The organism is Paenibacillus ginsengihumi DSM 21568, assembly GCF_000380965.1.
Lineage (GTDB): Bacteria > Bacillota > Bacilli > Paenibacillales > NBRC-103111 > Paenibacillus_G > Paenibacillus_G ginsengihumi.
The window spans coordinates 26,708-44,939 of record NZ_KB905575.1; the positions used below are offsets into that span (position 1 = coordinate 26,708).

The 18,232-nt window shown below is 57.5% G+C and carries 15 protein-coding genes and 1 pseudogene; 4 read left to right on the top strand and 12 right to left on the bottom strand.

The features are described 5' to 3' along the window. The first annotated feature begins 28 nt into the window (after nt 1-28). The 3 genes from F591_RS0114850 (at nt 29) to F591_RS0114860 (ending at nt 2,566) form a co-directional block, all read left to right on the top strand. Nucleotides 29-757 carry an ABC transporter permease gene (locus F591_RS0114850; RefSeq protein ID WP_083935496.1) on the top strand — a complete coding sequence of 243 codons (729 nt, stop codon included), beginning with the start codon at nt 29-31 and terminating at the stop codon, nt 755-757. A 70-nt stretch (nt 758-827) separates the two neighbouring features. After that, the gene (locus F591_RS0114855; RefSeq protein ID WP_019535412.1) at nt 828-1,502 is read left to right on the top strand and encodes a response regulator transcription factor; all 675 of its coding nucleotides are present in this window, start codon (nt 828-830) and stop codon (nt 1,500-1,502) included. Further along, a complete protein-coding gene (locus F591_RS0114860) occupies nt 1,499-2,566 on the top strand; it encodes a sensor histidine kinase (RefSeq protein WP_019535413.1) in 1,068 nt (355 codons plus the stop codon). The genes F591_RS0114855 and F591_RS0114860 overlap by 4 nt, the downstream gene beginning before the upstream one ends. 58 nt (nt 2,567-2,624) lie before the next feature. Here the strand turns inward: F591_RS0114860 and F591_RS0114865 are convergent, their stop codons facing one another. The 12 genes from F591_RS0114865 to F591_RS0114920 all read right to left on the bottom strand — a co-directional run bounded on the left by F591_RS0114865 (nt 2,625) and on the right by F591_RS0114920 (nt 16,050). Next, nucleotides 2,625-3,605, bottom strand: coding sequence for a bile acid:sodium symporter family protein (locus tag F591_RS0114865; RefSeq protein WP_019535414.1), 981 nt, complete (start codon nt 3,603-3,605; stop codon nt 2,625-2,627). A gap of 37 nt (nt 3,606-3,642) precedes the next feature. Further along, nucleotides 3,643-5,076: an aldehyde dehydrogenase family protein gene (locus F591_RS0114870; protein ID WP_019535415.1), complete on the bottom strand. Its 1,434-nt coding sequence runs from the start codon at nt 5,074-5,076 to the stop codon at nt 3,643-3,645. A gap of 67 nt (nt 5,077-5,143) precedes the next feature. Then, nucleotides 5,144-6,010, bottom strand: coding sequence for a class II fructose-bisphosphate aldolase (locus F591_RS0114875; protein ID WP_019535416.1), 867 nt, complete (start codon nt 6,008-6,010; stop codon nt 5,144-5,146). A 104-nt stretch (nt 6,011-6,114) separates the two neighbouring features. Further along, complete coding sequence (locus F591_RS33300; RefSeq protein ID WP_019535417.1) at nt 6,115-6,864, bottom strand: GntR family transcriptional regulator; 750 nt, start codon at nt 6,862-6,864, stop codon at nt 6,115-6,117. Next, nucleotides 6,861-8,015 carry a diphosphate--fructose-6-phosphate 1-phosphotransferase gene (locus F591_RS0114885; RefSeq protein WP_019535418.1) on the bottom strand — a complete coding sequence of 385 codons (1,155 nt, stop codon included), beginning with the start codon at nt 8,013-8,015 and terminating at the stop codon, nt 6,861-6,863. The genes F591_RS33300 and F591_RS0114885 overlap by 4 nt, the downstream gene beginning before the upstream one ends. A 19-nt stretch (nt 8,016-8,034) precedes the next feature. Beyond that, the gene (sftI, locus tag F591_RS0114890; protein WP_019535419.1) at nt 8,035-9,384 is read right to left on the bottom strand and encodes a sulfoquinovose isomerase; all 1,350 of its coding nucleotides are present in this window, start codon (nt 9,382-9,384) and stop codon (nt 8,035-8,037) included. Nucleotides 9,385-9,455: 71 nt separating this feature from the next. Then, nucleotides 9,456-11,522, bottom strand: a complete 2,067-nt coding sequence (locus tag F591_RS0114895; RefSeq protein WP_019535420.1) for an alpha-glucosidase — start codon at nt 11,520-11,522, stop codon at nt 9,456-9,458. Nucleotides 11,523-11,527: 5 nt separating this feature from the next. After that, on the bottom strand, nt 11,528-12,229 hold the full coding sequence (locus F591_RS0114900; protein ID WP_019535421.1) for a DUF4867 family protein: 702 nt from the start codon (nt 12,227-12,229) through the stop codon (nt 11,528-11,530). A 37-nt stretch (nt 12,230-12,266) separates the two neighbouring features. Continuing rightward, on the bottom strand, nt 12,267-12,929 hold the full coding sequence (locus tag F591_RS0114905) for a transaldolase family protein (protein WP_019535422.1): 663 nt from the start codon (nt 12,927-12,929) through the stop codon (nt 12,267-12,269). Nucleotides 12,930-12,966: 37 nt separating this feature from the next. Then, nucleotides 12,967-13,806: a carbohydrate ABC transporter permease gene (locus F591_RS0114910; RefSeq protein ID WP_019535423.1), complete on the bottom strand. Its 840-nt coding sequence runs from the start codon at nt 13,804-13,806 to the stop codon at nt 12,967-12,969. A 35-nt stretch (nt 13,807-13,841) separates the two neighbouring features. Continuing rightward, nucleotides 13,842-14,711 carry a carbohydrate ABC transporter permease gene (locus F591_RS0114915; protein WP_019535424.1) on the bottom strand — a complete coding sequence of 290 codons (870 nt, stop codon included), beginning with the start codon at nt 14,709-14,711 and terminating at the stop codon, nt 13,842-13,844. A 55-nt stretch (nt 14,712-14,766) separates the two neighbouring features. After that, complete coding sequence (locus F591_RS0114920) at nt 14,767-16,050, bottom strand: ABC transporter substrate-binding protein (RefSeq protein ID WP_019535425.1); 1,284 nt, start codon at nt 16,048-16,050, stop codon at nt 14,767-14,769. 1,457 nt (nt 16,051-17,507) lie between these two features. Here F591_RS0114920 and F591_RS33565 point away from each other — a divergent pair. Further along, nucleotides 17,508-18,101 (top strand): annotated as a pseudogene (locus F591_RS33565) (right-handed parallel beta-helix repeat-containing protein); the annotation flags it as partial. Between the last annotated feature and the right edge of the window lie 131 nt (nt 18,102-18,232).

Sequence of the window (18,232 nt, forward strand, 5' to 3'; positions counted from 1 at the left end):
AAACTTCTTGCTGGCTAACTCGCTTACCATGGCTTACCGCGGCTTGCTGAAACTTCGGCGCACGCCCGAGCAGTTATTCGACGTGACGATTCAGCCGGTCATTTTCACCCTTATGTTTACCTATATTTTTGGCGGGGCTATTTCGGGGAATGTGCTCGATTATTTGCCGGTCATTATCCCGGGCATCCTGGTTCAGACGCTCGTCACCAGCTCGATCGTCACAGGCGTGCAGCTGCGGGAAGATATGGACAAGGGGGTGTTTGACCGGTTCAAATCGCTGCCGATTGCGCGCATCTCCCCTTTGGCGGGAGACTTGCTGGCGGACACGATCCGGTATACAATTGCCACTGTGCTGACCTTCGCCATGGGGTATATGATGGGTTACCGGCCTGGCGGCGGACCTGGGCATGTCGCGATGGCCGCGCTGCTCGTCATTGTATGCTCCTGGGCGATCAGCTGGATTTTCGCTTTTTTCGGCGTCATTGCGCGCACCGCTTCGAGCGTGCACGGTATATCGATGATTGTTCTGTTCCCGCTCACCTTCGTCTCCAATGCATTCGTGCCGGTCGAGACGATGCCCGATTGGCTCCGCTGGTTCGCCAGCGTCAATCCGGTCTCGCATCTGGTCAACGCCGTGCGCGAGCTGGCTAATGCGGGGACGATCGGCATGGACTTTGCCTATTCCTTGATTGGCGCCGCTGTTATTGTCGCTCTGTTTGCGCCGCTTACCGTCAAAGCTTATATGCGCAGAGCGTAAAGCAAGGCGCCAGCCAAACAACTTTGCCCCGGCCTGATGGCTTGACGGCAACCCGATTGGAGGAACCGGAATGACGCGCATCCTCGTCGTCGACGACGATCCGCATATCCGCGAATTGGTAGGTCATTTTTTGCGGCTGGAGGGCTTTGTCGCGCTCGAAGCTGCCGACGGGCTGGAGGCGCTGCGCGCGCTTGACGAAGCTAAAGTCGATCTCGTCATCCTCGATATTATGATGCCTGGCATGGACGGCTGGGAATTGTGCCGACAGCTGCGCGAGCAGACGGATCTGCCGCTGCTCATGCTTACGGCCAAAGGCGAGCCTTCGCAAATTGTCAAAGGCTTCGAGCTGGGGACGGACGACTACCTGGTCAAGCCGTTCGATCCGATGGTGCTTGTCGCGCGGGTCAAAGCGTTGCTCAAGCGTTACCGGATCATGACTTCGCAGACGGTGCAGATCGGCAGCGTGACTCTGCGCCGCGACACCTTCCAATGCCAGGCCGGCGATCAGGAGATTACGCTTCCGCTTAAGGAATTCGAGCTGCTGTTCAAGCTGGCCAGCTACCCTGGCAAAACCTTTACGCGCGATCACCTGATCGAGCAGATTTGGGGATACGATTACGACGGCGACGAAAGAACCGTCGACGTGCATATCAAAAGGCTGCGGGACCGCTTTCCGGAGGAGCGTCATGCCTTTCGCATTCGGACCATCCGGGGCTTGGGCTACCGCCTGGAGGTGCTGGAATGAAGCGGCTCCCGCCTTTCGCCCATTTTACGCTGAACGTCCTGCTCGTCCTGGCCGGGCTGCTCCTCAGCTGGACGGCGTCGTTCTACTTGACGGCTGCGGCATATTCGCGAATCGGCCGGGAGCCCCACGATTTGCTTGCTCTCATCATCAACGCGCTGCTCGGCTTTCTCCTGTTCGGTTTCGCGATGGCGATATTGGGGCGTTTCATCCGATCCAGGGAGCATCGTTTTTGGACGGAGCTGCTTGAAGCGATCCGGCGAATTTCGCGGGGCGATTTTCACGTCAATCTCGAGCCTCAATTCGGCGACCGAAGCGGGAAGCAGCGCAACAGGCATCCGCTGCACCAGCTGGTTGCCAGCATCAACGATATGGCGGCCAATTTGAAGGAGATGGAGGAGCTGCGGCAGGAGTTTATCTCAAACGTGTCGCACGAAATCGGCACGCCGCTCACCTCGATCAGCGGCTTCGCCAGGGCGCTCAAAAACGAGCAGCTCGAGCCTCAGCTGCGGCAGCGGTATTTAACGATTATCGAGGAGGAATGCTTGCGGCTGTCCAAGCTTGCCGACAATCTGCTCAAGCTGGCGGTTCTGGATTCGGAGCGGCATCCGTTTCAACCGGCGCCCTATCGCCTGGACAAACAGCTTGCAGCGGTCATCCTTGCCTGCGAGCCGCAATGGGCAAGCAAAAGCATCGAAATGAATGTGGAGATGGAAGAGATCACGATCGCGGCAGACGAAATGCTGCTCGGTCAGGTATGGACGAACCTTATCCATAACGCCATCAAATTCACAGCAGCGGGCGGAACAATCAGCGTGTCCGCGATGCGTCAAGGAGCATGCGCGGTCGTGCGCATCGCCGACACGGGAGCAGGCATTGCCGAAGCGGATTTGCCGCGCATTTTCGAGCGTTTCTACAAAGCGGACAAATCGCGCACCCGTTCTGCAGGCGGCAGCGGCCTCGGACTGTCCATTGCGCACAAAATTACGGAGATGCACCGCGGCTCGATCGAAGTCAGCAGCAGGCTGGGCGAGGGAACCGAATTTACGGTTTCCCTGCCGTTATAACGAAGAACGATTGCAGCCTGCGCAAGCGAACGAGCTCGCCTGCGGACTTGCCGCCGAATCAGCTCGCAGCATTCGTTGCCTGGGGCCGCGAACGTCTGCGGAACGCGCAGTGAACCAGAAGCGCCAGCGGGTGCTGGAGCAGCATCGCCACGAGTACCGGCAGGCCCGTCGCCGGCGTGAAGAAGGCGGAGGCGAGCACGACGCCGACGGTATAATTGCGAACGCCGCCGGCATAGGCCAGCGCGATATGCGTCTTGCGATCCGCCGTAAAGAGGCGCGCCACCGCATAGCTTAACGCGTAGCCGAGCGCCATCATGCCCAGCACCGAGGTGATCAGTCGCGCGGCATGTCCGGAGACGGCGTCCAGCTGGCCGGCGATCGAGGCGGCGTTCAGCAATACAATCAGGCAGAGGCACAGTTTGCCGAGCACTGAAGCGCCGGGCCTGCCCCAGCTCCACACCCGCTCCGCCTTGCCCAGCCTGGCGATCCATTCTTTGACCAGCATGCCAAGCACGGTCGGTATGAGCACAAGCTTGAGCAAGCTGAAAAACAGGCTTGCCGTATCCAGCTTCACCTGCGAGCCGAGAATGAGCGAGATCGTGAGCGGCACAATGAGCGGACTCAGCAGCGTATTCAATGTGACGAGCGACAATGCCGTTTCAAGATTGCCTTTGTTGTAGGACACCCAGAAGATCGAGGTGACGCCGAGCGGAAGCAGGGAAGCGAGCGTCATGCCTGCCGCCAAATCCGGCTGCGAGCGAAACAGGAGCGTCGCATATAGCGATGAAATCCACGGAATCGCAAGATGAATGAGCGCGAAGAAAGCGATCAACAGCACGGGCCTCCGGCCGAGCTGCGAGAGCTTGCGATAATCGGCATTCAACGCAGACAAAAACGTGAGCAGCATGAACAGCAGCGGCGTCCATCCCACCCAGCGGGATAAGGGGACGCTCATCCCCATGCCGCCGATCATCATCGCCGGCATGATAAGAAAGATCCACCGCTCGATGAATCCGTTCGTTTTCAGCAAAGCTTGCATAAGCGTATCCCCTTGTCCGGCCAGTAAGCGCCACGCATTACAGATTCAGCACGATCAGCTTCTCTTCCGTCATCTCTTCGATGGCATAAGCCGGGCCTTCCTTGCCCGTACCGCTGTTCTTGACGCCGCCATACGGCATGTGATCGACGCGATAAGCGGAAGCGTCGTTGACGATCAGCCCGCCGACCTCGATCTCCTTGGCCGCCTTCATCGCAAAATTCAGGTCTCTGGTGAACAACCCCGCCTGCAGGCCGTAGTCGGAGTCGTTCACCTTCGCAATCACTTCGTCGATCTGCGAATACGTGTCAACCGCCACGACCGGTCCGAAAATTTCTTGGCGGCATACCTTCATGTCCGGCTTGACCTCGGTCAAAATGGTCGGGTAGTACAGCGCGCCTTCGCGCTTGCCGCCCGTAACGAGCACGGCGCCCTGCTCTATCGCTTCCCGCACCCAGCTCTCTACGCGCTCCGCTTCTTTCACCGCGATCATCGGGCCGATATCCGTCCTGTCATCCCGCGGATCGCCGACGACGAACGCCTCCGTCCGCGCTTTCAGCTTGCTGACGAATTCCTCTTTGACCGACTCGTGCACATACACCCTTTGCACCGAAATGCAAACCTGACCGGCGGTATTGAAGCCTTTATTGGCCACCATCTCCACCGCGTGATCGAGATCGCAATCGAAATGCACGATATTCGCCGAGTTGTTGCCAAGCTCCAGCGATACTTTGCGGAGTCCGGCCTGCTGCTTCAGCCACAGCCCGACGCGCACGCTTCCCGTGAAGGAGAACATGTTCACCAGTGGGCTTTCGACGAGGCAGGCGCCGATGGCTGGCCCGTCTCCGGTCACCACGTTCAGCCGGCCTGCCGGCAGGCCGGCATCGGCGAACAGCTCCGCCAGCTTCAAGGCGACTACCGGTGTCAGCTCCGACGGCTTCAGCACGACGCTGTTGCCTGCCGCAAGCGCCGGACCGACCTTGTGGCACACCAGATTGAGCGGCGCATTGAACGGCGTAATCGCGGCGATGACGCCGACGGGAACGCGGATCGAGAAGGCCATCCGATTCTCGGAGCCCGGCGCGGCCTCGACGGGGACGCCCTGGCCGTGAATGCGCCGCGCTTCCTCTGCCGAGATCAACAGCGTCATCGCCGCGCGGTCCACTTCGCCGAAGCAATCGCGCAGCGGCTTGCCGACTTCCGCCGCGAGCGTGTCGGCAAACTCCTGGCGACGCTCCTTAAGCAGAGCGGACGCTTTGGCCAAGATGCTGAAGCGCTCGTAAGGGGAGAGAGGCTGCTTGAACGCGTCGCGCGCGGCGGCGATGGCTTCGTGCACATGTTCTTTTTCCGCCACCGCCACGGTGTATGCCGGCTGAAGCGTATACTTGTCAAGCACATCCATCGTCTGCTTCGTCGAGACCTGCCGGCCGTTAATGTACAGACCGTATGCCGGCCTCGTCGTATTCGATCCCATGATTGATCACCTCATATACATAATAACGTTACGACCTTTACGATATGATATCGCGACGTTTTTTTTCCTAAACGAAGTCTCTGGCTTTACCGGCGCTTCCGAAAACCCGGATCTTCTCCTGCACCTTCCGCATCGTCCACTCGCGCCCGCGGCCAAGCGTGACGGACAAGTGGTACTCTTCCTGATCCTGATTCAGCACCTCCAGCATGCCGAGCGTGAACGATTGGCGAAGCTCCGTATCTACGTTGATCTTCGCTACGCCCAGCTTCACCGCCTGGCGGATCTGATCGTCGGGCACATCCGAGCCGCCGTGCAGGACGATGGGGCGGCGCACCGCCGCGGCGATCTCCTGAAGCCGCCCGAACGCCAGCTTCGGCGTTTTTTTGTATATGCCGTGCGCCGTTCCGATCGATACGGCCAAATAATCGACATCGGTCGCATCGACGAATTGGATCGCCTCCTGAACGGACGTAATCATCGCGTCCTCTTCCGCGACCGTAATGTCGTCCTCGGTGCCGCCGATCTTGCCGATTTCGCCTTCCGAGCCGACGCCGAGCGCGCGGGACGCTTCAACGACTTTGCGCGTTATCGCAGCGTTGTCGGCGAACGGAAGCGCGGAACCGTCAAACATGACCGATTGGAACCCGAGCCGGATCGCCTGCATCGTTTGCTCATATTGACGGCTGTGGTCGAGATGAATGCATACCGGCACGGTTGCCGTTTTGGCAAAAATATCGATCATCGCTTTCATCGGCTCAAGGCCCATGTATTGGATGGCCCGTTGCCCGACTTGAATCATGACCGGCGCCTGCTCGGCTTCCGCGGCCATAACAATCGCTTGAATCGTCTCGGCGTTGTGGGCGCTGAATGCGCCTACCGCATAGCCGTTCTGCCATGCTTTATCCAGCAGCTCTTTCCCCGAAATAAACGGCATGTTTTCCTCTCCATCCCATCTTGAAAATTTGGCGAAGTCCTTAGGCAAATTTTTCAACACCGCAGGTGACGACCGATGACGAAGGAAGCGATCGTCATAGGCGTCTATCGTGTAAGCTCGATATCGTAGCTGTATTGATCGCTTCTGAATTTCGTCTTCGTGAATTCGAGCGGATTCCCGTCGATGCCGTAGCTGAGCCTTGTCATCTCCAGCAGCGCCTCTCCGGCGCGGATGCCGAGCAAATCCGCTTCGTGAATCGTCGCGTTGATCGCCGATATTTTCTCCTTGGCATTCTTCAAATAAATGCCGTTCTGTTCCAAAATTTCGTAATATTTCGCCGAATTCAAATCGTGCTTCATCAGAATGCGCCCGACCTTCTCCGGCCAGCAGCTGCGCTCGACCGCAATCGGCATATCGTTGGCAAAGCGGATGCGCTCGATCAGCAGCGGCGATTCGTTATCCGGCAGTTGAAGCACCGACTTCTCATAGTTGAGCGCAGGGATAAATTCGGCTCGGATCAGTTCGGAACGCGGCACCATGCCCCGCTCGATCACTTCCTCGGCAAATCCGCGCAGCCTGCCGAGATCGCCGACGAGCTTCATCGGCAGCACGATGGTCCCTTTGCCTTGCCGCTTCTCCAGCAGCCCCTCCTGCACAAGCATCGAGATCGCCTGGCGAATCGTCGTGCGGCTGACATCGAACATCTCCATGAGCTCCGTTTCCGTCGGTATCAGCGTATGCGGGCGCCATGTCTGGTTCATGATGTTTTTGACCAGTTCGTTCTTGACCTGAATGTAAAGCGATACGTTCTTGCTCGGATCGACGGCTTCGGGTTGAAACGAGGATGTCGTCATGCCTGCTTCACTCTCCTCATCGGCGGATACTTCACCATGTCCTCTCCGATGATGGGCTCGAGCCAGGAGTAGAACTTGGTGCGATTCTCTATAAAATCATGCGGCAGCAGCCGTTCGCCGGCTTGGGCCACCTCTTCGACCGGCTTATCGATTAATTCATAATTATATCCGATCGCTTCCGTTCTTTGAATACTGACCATGACGCCGGAGCGGCCGTCTCTTACATACTCGGCCGCCTTCTTGCCAACCTCGTAAGCCTCGAGCCGGTCTTGGGCCGACACGGCGGCGCAGCAGCTGCGCTGGTTCATGCCCATGTTCTCCCATCTGGCGATAAGCCCGAGCTCGTCGCGAACGAGCCGTCCCATCTCCGCCGCGATGCCGCCGAGCACGGCGCGGTTGTGGACGACGCCGCGCATCACCACGTTCGAGCCGCTGAAGGCAAAGCCTTCGCTGACGACGACGGTCGCCATGCCGAGCTCGCGGACGCAATCGCGCACGTTCGTCAGGAACTGCTCCCTGCTCACCTTCACTTCCGGCAAATAGATGAAGTGCGGGCCGTCCAGCTCCGACGCCTTCAAATATCCGGAAGCAAGCGCCAGCCAACCGGCGTTGCGGCCCATCGTCTCGATGATCCGCACCTGCTCGAAATTGCGCATCGCCTCAAGATCCTTGGCGATATCGCGCACGGACATCGCCGCGTACCGGGCAGCGCTGGCAAAGCCGGGCGCATGGTCGGTGCCGGCCAAATCGTTGTCCACCGTCTTCGGAATTCCGACCACCTGCAGCTCGTAATTCATGGAGCGGGCGATCTCGCTCATCCGCTGCAGACCTGCCATCGTTCCGTTGCCGCCGATGAGGACAAGCGTATGAATATCCCGCTTCTGCAGGTTGGCTACCGCCCTGGCCATCCGCTCCGGCGTAAACGGATAGCGGCCCGAGCCGAGGCAGGCGCCGGGAACCCGGCGATGCCTGCGCACCCATTCATAAAGAGCGCCGTCGACCTGTTCCATGTCATCCTGAACGAGTCCCTGGTAACCGTTCGTCACGGTGAAAAGCGTGGCATCCTCGTACAGGGATTCCATCAGGCCGACCAGGCTGGCATTAAATACGGCAGTAGGTCCGCCGGCTTGCCCTACGGCGATTTTACGCATGAGTTGTTCATCCTTTCACTTAAGCGAGCACCATCGTCTGGATGCCTAACCTCCGGCCGAGCTCGACCAGCGCGTCGGAAACATCCGCATAGACAAGCGCGAAGTGGGGCTCGAATCCTTCGTGCATTAATCGGGTCAGCGTCGTCCGCACATCGGATGGCAGCCTGACTTCGACAGAAGTTCCATGGAACGACTGCGGCGAATCAAGCGCCTCGCCTTTCATCACGAGAAGGCGGTAGCCGTCCGGTCCGCAGCTGACGCGAAAGATCGTCACTCCGCCGGGCTTCAGGCCGAAGTCCATCGCGAAGCCGAGCTTCCGGTTCGGGTGCACGCCCGCGCGGGCCCCTGTCGCCGGATGCGCCAGCGAATACGCCCCTGCGCCGCAGTGCCAGAACACCACCGAATTGCGGCTTTCATCCACATGGACGAGATCGCCCAAATACGGTGCGGCTCCGCCGCTCAATTCGTGGAGAATGACCATGGACAGCGCTCCGTGGATGTCGGATTCGCACGAGGACATCACGCCGTCTTCAGTGAACTGCGACAGCGTCGAGCAAGCCGCCGCCCCGAGCTCGGTGAAAAATTCCGGCCAGCAGCGCACGGCGATCGCCCGAACGCGTTCCGCTTCAATCTGCTTCCTCACATACGTGTAAAACTGGGCGAATTTCCTCACCGTCTCGTCCGACCGGTTCAATCCGGCGACCTGCCGCTCGGCACGCTCCATAGCGGCCGTATACTCGCTCTCCGGCAGCCGTGCGCACTCCCGAAACGCCCGCTCCAGATCGAACTTGTGCAGCCGCACGCCGAACGTCCGGGCCAGCAGCGATTCATCCGCATCGGAGAAGAAGAAGCCCGGCGGATGCTCGCCAATGACGCCGATCGTCAGCTCCCGCAGCTTGCGGAGAAGGCGGTTGACGCCGAACTGCTGAACGAGACTGTTCTGCAGCTCCTCTTCCGACGGGTTGCCGAAGACGAACGAGAACGGATGCCTTAAGTTGCGGAGCACATTGCACGTGCTGTTGCCGCCGGTCAGCGAGTTAAGCCGCAGCCGGCCGCGGGTGCTCGGCTCCCGGACAGACCAGACGATATACGGGGCCTCGACGTCCTCCAGCGCGCGGCGCACAAACTCGCCGTCGGCGAAAGTGACGCTTTGATACAGCACGGCATCGACGGACGACGCGTCAATCGTCCGGAGGAAAGCGGCAAGCTCGTCAACGGAAGTCAAAATCGCATCCGGCTCAATCACCTGCTCGCAGACGCGGCTTAGCCATGCCGACGACGCTGCCCGCACCTCTTCGCCTGCCGCAAGATCGAAAGTTTTGCGGCCGATCGGCAAATACAAGATCGTTGTCGCAATCACGAGGCTCACATCCTTCTCCTTCTATTTAACCATAGATCGCTATAAATTTTAATACATTACGATGTTTTATTGAAAAACATTCACATTTTGCCCGCAGCCCTTGCCGCTGTCCGGAACAGCTCCGCATAGGCGCTGCCTGAGCGATAAAATACCGGCGGACAGCCCAAGGGCGACTCCACTTCGACATAGCCGCCACCCGCATAGCTTCGCTCCGACCACAAATGCACCCATTCATCCGGCGGCAAATACACCTTCCATGTCTCCCGCTGCGGAGAATAGACCGGGGCGACCAGCAGGTCGGGACCGTACATGTATTGGTACTGAATATCGTAGCAGACGGCATCCGCTTCGTAGTGCATGAAGAGAGGCCGTTGAACCGGAATCCCCTTCTCCGCATTGACGCGCACCAGCTCCTTCGTATATGGAGCGAGCTTGACGTATACGCGGGTCATCCGCGCCAGATGCTCCAGCGTCTCATCGTCGCTGTCGAACTGCCAGCAGTCGTCCGGACGGTTGCCTTCATGCGTCCGCATCACCGGCGTGAACGCGGCCAGCTCGGCCCAGCGCATGAACAGCTCCTTGCTTCGTTTGTTGCCGTACAGACTCGTATAACCGCCGATATCGCTGTGATGCAGTCCATTGCCCAGCATCCCGGCGGAGAGTGCCGCAGGGATAACCGAGGCCAGCCCGTCGTCCAGCGTCCAGTCGACGCTCTGATCGCCGGCCCAAAGCAGGGTGCAGTACCGTTGAATCCCGGAGTAGCCGGCCCGCATAAAGTAGACGATCTCGCCCAGCTTGCCCGCTTCGCTGACGGCCTCGTAGTTGACCTTCGCCCACAGCACCGGCCATGCGTTATGCATGAGCTTCGCCAATACGCCGTTATGCAGCACGACATCGGTCGGCAAATACTCTCCGAAATCGGCCATCCAGCCGTCCAGACCGAAGCCGATCAAATTCTCCTTGATCACGCTCTTGTACCACTTTGCCGCCGCGGGATTCGTAAAATCGACCACGCCGCAGTCGAATTCGCCGAAGTCTACGAGGTAGACATCGCCGCTTTCATTCCGCGCCAAATAGTTGTTGACCTTGGCCGTCCGGTACAAATCTCCTTCGACCGCCACATACGGATTGATATAGCCGAGGAAGCGGATTCCCCTGGCCTTCCACTCCTGCAGCTTCGTATCGAGATGCGGGTACTCCTCCGGGTTCCAGCGCCAATTCCACATGAGCCGCTTGCCGAAGGAGGTAATTCTTTTGCCCTGCCAATCCTGACACCATACGCCTCCGACAGCGAGACCTGCGGCCAGCGCCCGTTCCAGCTTTGTCTCGGCAACCTCCGTGCCGCCTTGAATGCCGAGCCAAATGCCGTTGTAGACCCACTCCGGAAGCTCCGGCTGGCGGCCGAACTGCGCCGATATTTTCTCGGCCAGCTCGAGGAACGTCTGCGCCGCGTCAATCAGCACGTATTCCGGCACGTCCCAAATCTGCAGCTCGTGGAAGCGGTCATGGCGAAAATCAAAGTCCGCATAAGCCGTCGTTTGCACATGGCAGTAATATTTTCTGCTTGAAATATACGTTGGCTGCGGATAGTTGGTCGTATAATAGTCGCCGCCCGCCTTGTCGTTGACATCGGACATCCATGTGACATACGTCTTCTTGTTTCGGCCAACGCCGGGCTCCGAGGTCCACAGCGGAAAATGCTTGCCCCGCAGATTGAAATGCGACATCTGCTCCCCGCAGCCGTACACCTTCTCCTCCCGGCCGGCTTGAACGCGAAGCCAGATGCGGTTGAGCGGAGTCGATTCGCCCTGGGCAAAATCGATCCTCAGTTTGCCGTCCTCTTCGCGGAACGCGAGCTCGAGATAAACCGGACCGCCGGCAGCATAGGAGAAGGCCACTTTCGCGGCGGCTCCTTGCGAAGGGCGAATCTCGGCATGACGAAGGGGAGTACGCTCGGTCACATAGTCCCGAATGTCAAAATTGCCCCGGTACATCTCTATCGTTTCTTCGCCGTAACCGGCAAAGAGCATCGGCGACTGCCTGCTGTGCCTCAGCAGCAGAAGCCCGCGGTGACAGAGCGAGAAGCCGCCGTCTCCGTCGGGCGCAAGTTCAATCGCCGGCTTGTTCGGGTCGAAAGCGTCGCGCATTCCGTTCACTCCTCATTCCAGTTTTGCCTGTCATAGCGGATTTCAATATTGCTTCCCGTAATGCCCGGATAGGCTCCCCGCTCGATCAGCGCCTTGCGCTCAGGATGAGCCAGCAGCCATTTATTGCGCATGAAGAGCAGCTCGTCCTCTTCGCTCACCCGCTCTACCGGCCCGGTCAGCGGTTCATTCGTTCCTCTGGTCAAAATAACGATACATTTGAACCCGTCATCCGCCAGCTTGCACGGCGCAAAATGCAGTGTCGTCTGGTACAGCTCGACGGCCGTTCCCCGCGGCAAATAGAAGCCAAGCACCTGCTCTGCCGCATATTGATTGCGGCGAATGTCCTGCACCCGGCCCAGAAGCAGCACAAGATCGGTCGCGGCAATATTGATTTCGCTGCATTTGTGGTACTCGAGCCCGTTCAGCGTCGAATTCCGGCCGTTGCAATAGCCGATCTGAATATCCATCGCGCCGTACAGGTTATTTTGCACAGCGGTTCGCACGCTCGTGTGCTCCAGCTCCGGATCGGAGGCGACATAGACATTGCCGTCCGCCGGGACATCTTTATGCTCCATCAGACCGATCAGTTCGGAAAAATCAAACCCGGCGAGCACGCGGCCAAACGGGCGAAACGCGTCGTCAAAGGCAGAATGGATCGGAATATGCGGATTGAGCGCCTGAATGCGCCGCAATCGGTTGTTTTCCACAGGATGAGACCTCCCCCCGCGCGTAGCGCTTATGCTGTCAGACAACCGTATTGTCCCATGCTTTGCGGAATACATCCAGACCGTAATCCGTAAACGGATGATAGAAGCTGCTTCTAAACACGTCGAATCCGCAAGTGACGATATGCGCGCCCGCCTTGGCCGCCTTGGCGATCTGGGCCCCGTTGCGAAGAGCGGCGACGATGATCTCGGTCTTGAAGCCATAGGTTAGGTAGATGCTCGCGATATCGGCAATATACGCTTCCGTCTCCTCCCCGCTGTTCTCCTTCCAGCCGACGAACGGCGACACGAACGCCGCACCGCTGCGGGCCGCCTGGATCGCTTGCGAAGCGGAGAACACCAGCGTAACATTCGTCTTGATTCCTTCTGCCGCAAGCTCCTTCGCCGCGATCAGGCCGGCCTCCGTACACGGAATTTTGATCACGAAGTTGGCGGATTTCGCCGCCAGCTTTTTGCCCTCGGCGGCCATTTCCTTCGCATCGTCCAGGTGCGGGTTGATTTCGAGCGAGATCGGGAATCCTTTGACGCCGGCAAATTCGGAAGCCAGCTCATCGACCACGGTCAAGAATGGCTTGCCGCTCATCTGAATGTGCCGCGGGTTCGTCGTCAAGCCGTCAATGGCCCAGTTTTGATACGCATAGCGAATTTCATCGATTTTGGCGCTGTCCAAAAAATATTTCATTCGGTATCCCCTCCGGATGACTGTGATGTTTGCTTGATTAACCTTTGACCGATCCGGCCGTAACGCCTTCCACAAAGTAGCGTTGCAGCGCGATATAGGCGATGACCATCGGCGCGGAGGCGATGATGACGCCGGCGAAAATCAACGGAAAATTGGTCATGAACTCGCCCTGGAACTGCAATAGCGCCAGCGGCAGCGTCTTCTTGTCGCCGGAGTTGATGAGCAGCAGCGGGAACAGCAGGTCGTTCCATACCATCACGCTCAGGAAGATCGCCGAGGCGGAGATGGAAGGCATGGAGATCGGCAATACGATCTGCGCATAGGTGCGCCATTCACTGGCTCCGTCGATGGCGGCCGCTTCGATCATTTCTTTGGGCAACGACTTCATGAAACCGGACAAAATAAAAACGGACACCGGCATAAAGACCGAGATGGACACCGCGATCAGGCCGATCAGCGAATCGGTCAGATGGAGATCCGAGACGAGCGAATAGATCGGAATCATATTCACCTGCGGCGGCACGATCATGCCTGCGGAGAACAGCCCGTACAGCACCAGCGCGAGCCAGCCGGTGAAGCGATAGATCGCATAGGACAGCAGGCTGGAGAAGAACAGGATGCAGGCGATCGTTGTTACGGTAACGAGCGTGCTGTTCAGAAAGTAGCGGCCCAAATGCTGCTCGCTGAACATCTGGACGTAATTCGTCAAGGAGAACGTCTCCGGCCAACCAAGCGGATTCTCGAACAGGTCGGTCATTTGCTTGAACGAGGCCAGGATGACGATCGACACCGGCACGAGAATCAGCAGCGCAAAGCCGATCAGCGCCGTCTGCTTCAGCATCCTCCCTGCTGCGGTGTCCTTGTTCAAATGATTCATGGTCTTTCATCCTTTCATGCTGCCTGTTCGCGTGCCTACGAAGCGCGATTTCCTTTAAGAAGCTTGAACTGCCCGAACGTGATCATAGCAATAATCAGCATGAAGCCCATCGATTGCGCTGCGGCATAGCCGAATTCGGAGCTCTGGAAAGCGGTATGGTAAATATAAGTGGACAAAATCTCGGTCGAATAGACCGGCCCCCCGCCCGTGAGCGCAAAAATAAGGTCGAACGCCTTGAACGACTGAATCGTCGTATAAGCGACGACGATCGTCGCGGCCGGCGTCACCATGGGCCAGGTGACGTGCTTGAAGGCTTGCCATTTGGTCGCCCCGTCCAGATAGACCGCTTCGTACAGCTCCTCGGGAATCGACTGCAGCCCGGCAACGAAAAGGACGAGCATTTGGCCCGTATGCGCCCATACTTGCACGAACACGATCGAGTAAAGCGCAAGCTCCGGATCGCCCAGCCAGTTCTGCGCCAGCGCCTCGAGCCCGATGCGGCCCAGCACATTGTTAACGACGCCGACATTCGGGTTGTACATGAAGCCCCAGATGAACGCGACGGAGATCGACGACAGAATCGTCGGGAAAAAGTACAGAGCCCGAAAGAAAATATTGGATTTTGAATTTTTGACGAGCAATATGGAAAAACCGAGCGACAGCAATGTCTGGAAAATGACGACGCCCAGCATGAACTTCAGATTGTTCGTGAGCGCCTTCATGAAGATGCTGTCATCTACCAGCATCTTTTTGTAATTTTCCAGCCCAATCCAATTTTTTGGAGAAAATCCGTCCCAATCGGTGAAGGACAGAATCAGTCCGTTGACCGTGGGATAGACGAAGAACAAGAGATACAGAAACAAGCCCGGGATGATAAAAAGATAAAGCGTTTTACTCTGCTTCATAGCTGCCCTCCGGTTCTATCGTGGGAGGGGCGCTGAAGCGCCCCGCTTAAGTAAGCTATTGCTTCTTCACATTTTGATCGACGATCTTCTGCGCATCCGCAGCGGCTTTGGCCGGGTCCATCCCCGATACGACCGCCTGAACGGAGGTAGTAACCGCTTTCTCGATTTTGGCGTCGGATATCAGGTACCGCGGCTGGAAACGCGTCTTCTTGTCGACCCACACCGCCGATTCCTGCAGCTCCGGCGTCGAGTACTGGACATCCTTGATGGTGACTAGCTGGCCGGTTCCATTCGCGTACCGTTCGGCAACCGCTTTATCGCTCAGGAAGGCAATGAATTTCTCCGCGGCTTCCTTCTTGCTCGACTTCGCATTGATGCCAAGCATGAACGTGGTCGTATGAATCCCCTCGTAGACCGCTTTGTCCCGGCTTACCGTGATCGGGGCAAGCAAGCCTTGGCTGATATTCGGATTTTGCTCCTTGATGCCGGCCATCATGTAGGAGCCTGTAGCGAGCATCGCCGCTTTTTCCTGCGCGAACAACGAACCCGCGATATCTTTGTTCGTGCCAAGCGAGTCTTTCTGGAAATAGCCTTTATCGGCCAGCTCCTTGATTTGGGAAAGCGTCTTCACAAACCATTCGTCGGTCAGCTTGGCCTCGCCCTTCTCCACCTTCGCCCAGATTTGCTCATCCGTGTTGTTATTCATCATCATCGAGTTGATGAATTGGCCTGGCCCGATGTCGGCGCCCGGGAAAGCGATCGGAATGTAGCCGTTTTGCTTCAGCTTCTCATTCAGCGCCAGGAACTCATCCCAGTCTTGCGGAAGGGTTAACCCGAGTTTCTCGAAAATCCCTTTGTTGTACACCGGCTGGTTGTACACAAGCTGATAGGGAAGCGCATACTGCTTGCCGTCTTTCTGGCCTGCCTCAATAAGCGATGCGCTGTATGCGGCAATGTATTCGGAACCGGTCAAATCTTCATAAAGACCGGCTTTCGACAGCGTTTCGAACTGTGCGCCCGGATACGAGGCGAACACATCGCCGTATTTGCCGTCCATCAGCTTCGTCTGAAGATTGGCAAGGTACTGCTCGGAAGGAAATACGTTCATCTCCACCTTGATGTCGGGATTGGCTTTCTCGAAATCCTCAATCAGCTGGTCGAAGATTTTCACGTCTTCGCCGCGCCAGTGAATGAAGTTGATCGTCGTTTGCTTCTCTCCGCTGCCGCCGCCGTTACTGCTTTCCGCCCCATTGCCCGCGCTCCCTGAATTCGCGCCGCAGCCTGCCGCCATCATGGCCAGAATCACGACAAACGACGCCGAATTGACAAGCTTCTTCATACGTTTGCTTACACCCTTTCGTCTCTCGTGGTAGAAATTTCCCTTCTCTTTCGCAAAACATATTGTTATATTGCAAAAGATCATGATGTTATAATTGTAGTAAATAACTAGAAACGAATTATAACATCACTACCTTTGTAGTAATTATAGCTATGTTTGAATCCGTTTGCAATATGTTTTTTTATTTTTTTCTGTCCGATGCCTTTACAGCAGCCATTCCGTTCCGGCTCCAGGGCCAATTCCCCGATATGTGAGACAATGATTATTGCGGTAATTCTGGAATTTTTGTAAATTCGAGGTGCGCTTTCGTTGAAAACATCTCCCGGAGCATCGGTATACACGAATTGAAAGCGCTATACATTATAGAGAAAGGATGATTTGGAATGCTGATGCGAAAGACGGAAGAGACGCCTCCTCTGAGGAAGGGAAGGAGAAAGCGAAGGACGGCCCTACTGTCTCTGCTGCTATGCTTGCTGCTGGTTCTGACAGGCGCGCCGCTGCCTTTTGGACCGGCCAGTATTGTAAACGCTAACAACTCGTACGCTCTGCAGGATGATTTTGATTCCGCGCCTAGCGGACAGCCGCCCAGCGGCTACATCGTCTCTCCTAACCCGCCTACCGCGGATAACCGGGTCACGGTAGCGCCCGCTCCCAAGCGCAGCGGCCAGGCCCTCTACATCGAAGACCGTTCTTCCAAGACCCAGACACAGCTCATTCGCAATTTGGATCAGCCGCTGACCGGCATCGTAACCGTCCAATTCGACTGGTATCACGAAGGAAACGCACGGGCAAGCTCGCTTCGCCCGATGAAAATTTTTTCCTCAACTTCGGAGTCTTCCTCAACAACGATCGTCGAGCTTCAGACCCGGGACGGCGGTCGGCATCTCGCCCAGTCCGTTCGCGGGACGCATCACCGGCTCATTACCGATTTTGCCACAGACACCTGGTATCAATTCAAAATTGTGATCAATACCGATACGAAAAAGGTCGATACGTACGTCAACGGCGTGCTGACGCTGGAGCAGGTCGACTTTGCCTCGGCTAGCGCAGGGCAGGTGCAGCGCCTTAAAATCTACTCCCAGAACAGTCCGGCGATCAGCCAATATATCGACAATCTGAGCGTCTACAGCGGCAGCGCGCCGGGTACGGACCCAGGCACGGACCCGGGCACAAATCCCCATCCGGGCTCGCCGGAGCCTGCACCGGGCGATCTGATTGTAGCCCCGAACGGGCAGGACGGAAACCCCGGCACCCTGGAGCAGCCGACCACCTTGACGGCCGCCATCACCCGCATTCAGCCTGGCCGTACGATCTACATGCGGGGAGGCACCTACAGCTACAGCGAGACGGTGCGGATCGAGCGTGGCAACAACGGGCAGGACGGAGCGCGCAAGCGGATTATGGGCTACAACGGCGAGAAGCCCGTGCTGGACTTCTCTGCGCAGGCGTTCGATCCGATGAACCGCGGCCTGCAGATCAACGGCAATTACTGGCATATCCAAGGCATCGAGGTCAAGGAAGCCGGGGATAACGGCATCTTTATCGGCGGCAGCTACAACCGGATCGAAAACGTAGAGACGCACCATAACCGGGACAGCGGCCTGCAAATTTCCCGGTACGCGTCCACCGCTACGCGGGACGAGTGGCCCAGCTACAACGAGATTATCAACGTCTATTCCCACAACAACTACGATCCGGACAATGGCGAGGATGCCGACGGCTTCGCCGCCAAGCTGACGTCCGGGCCGGGCAATGTGTTCGACGGCTGCATCGCCGCCTACAATGTCGACGACGGCTGGGATCTGTACACCAAGAGCGATACGGGCGCGATCGGTCCCGTCATTATTCGCAACAGCATCGCGTATAACAACGGTTCGACCGAAGCGGGCCACTCCACCTCCAACAGCGACGGCAACGGCTTCAAGCTGGGCGGCTCCAATATTCCGGTCAACCATATTATCGAGAACAATATTGCCTTCGGCAACAAAAAGCACGGCTTCACCTATAACAGCAATCCCGGCTCCATCCGAATGACGAACAATACGAGCTGGAATAACGGCACCCGTTCGGGCAGCAATTTTGCGTTTGACAAAGGAACGCATCTGTTCGCCAACAACTTGTCCTTCCAGGCCTCGTCCAGCGACAAGTACGCCACCAGCACGGATATCGACGGCTCCAACCT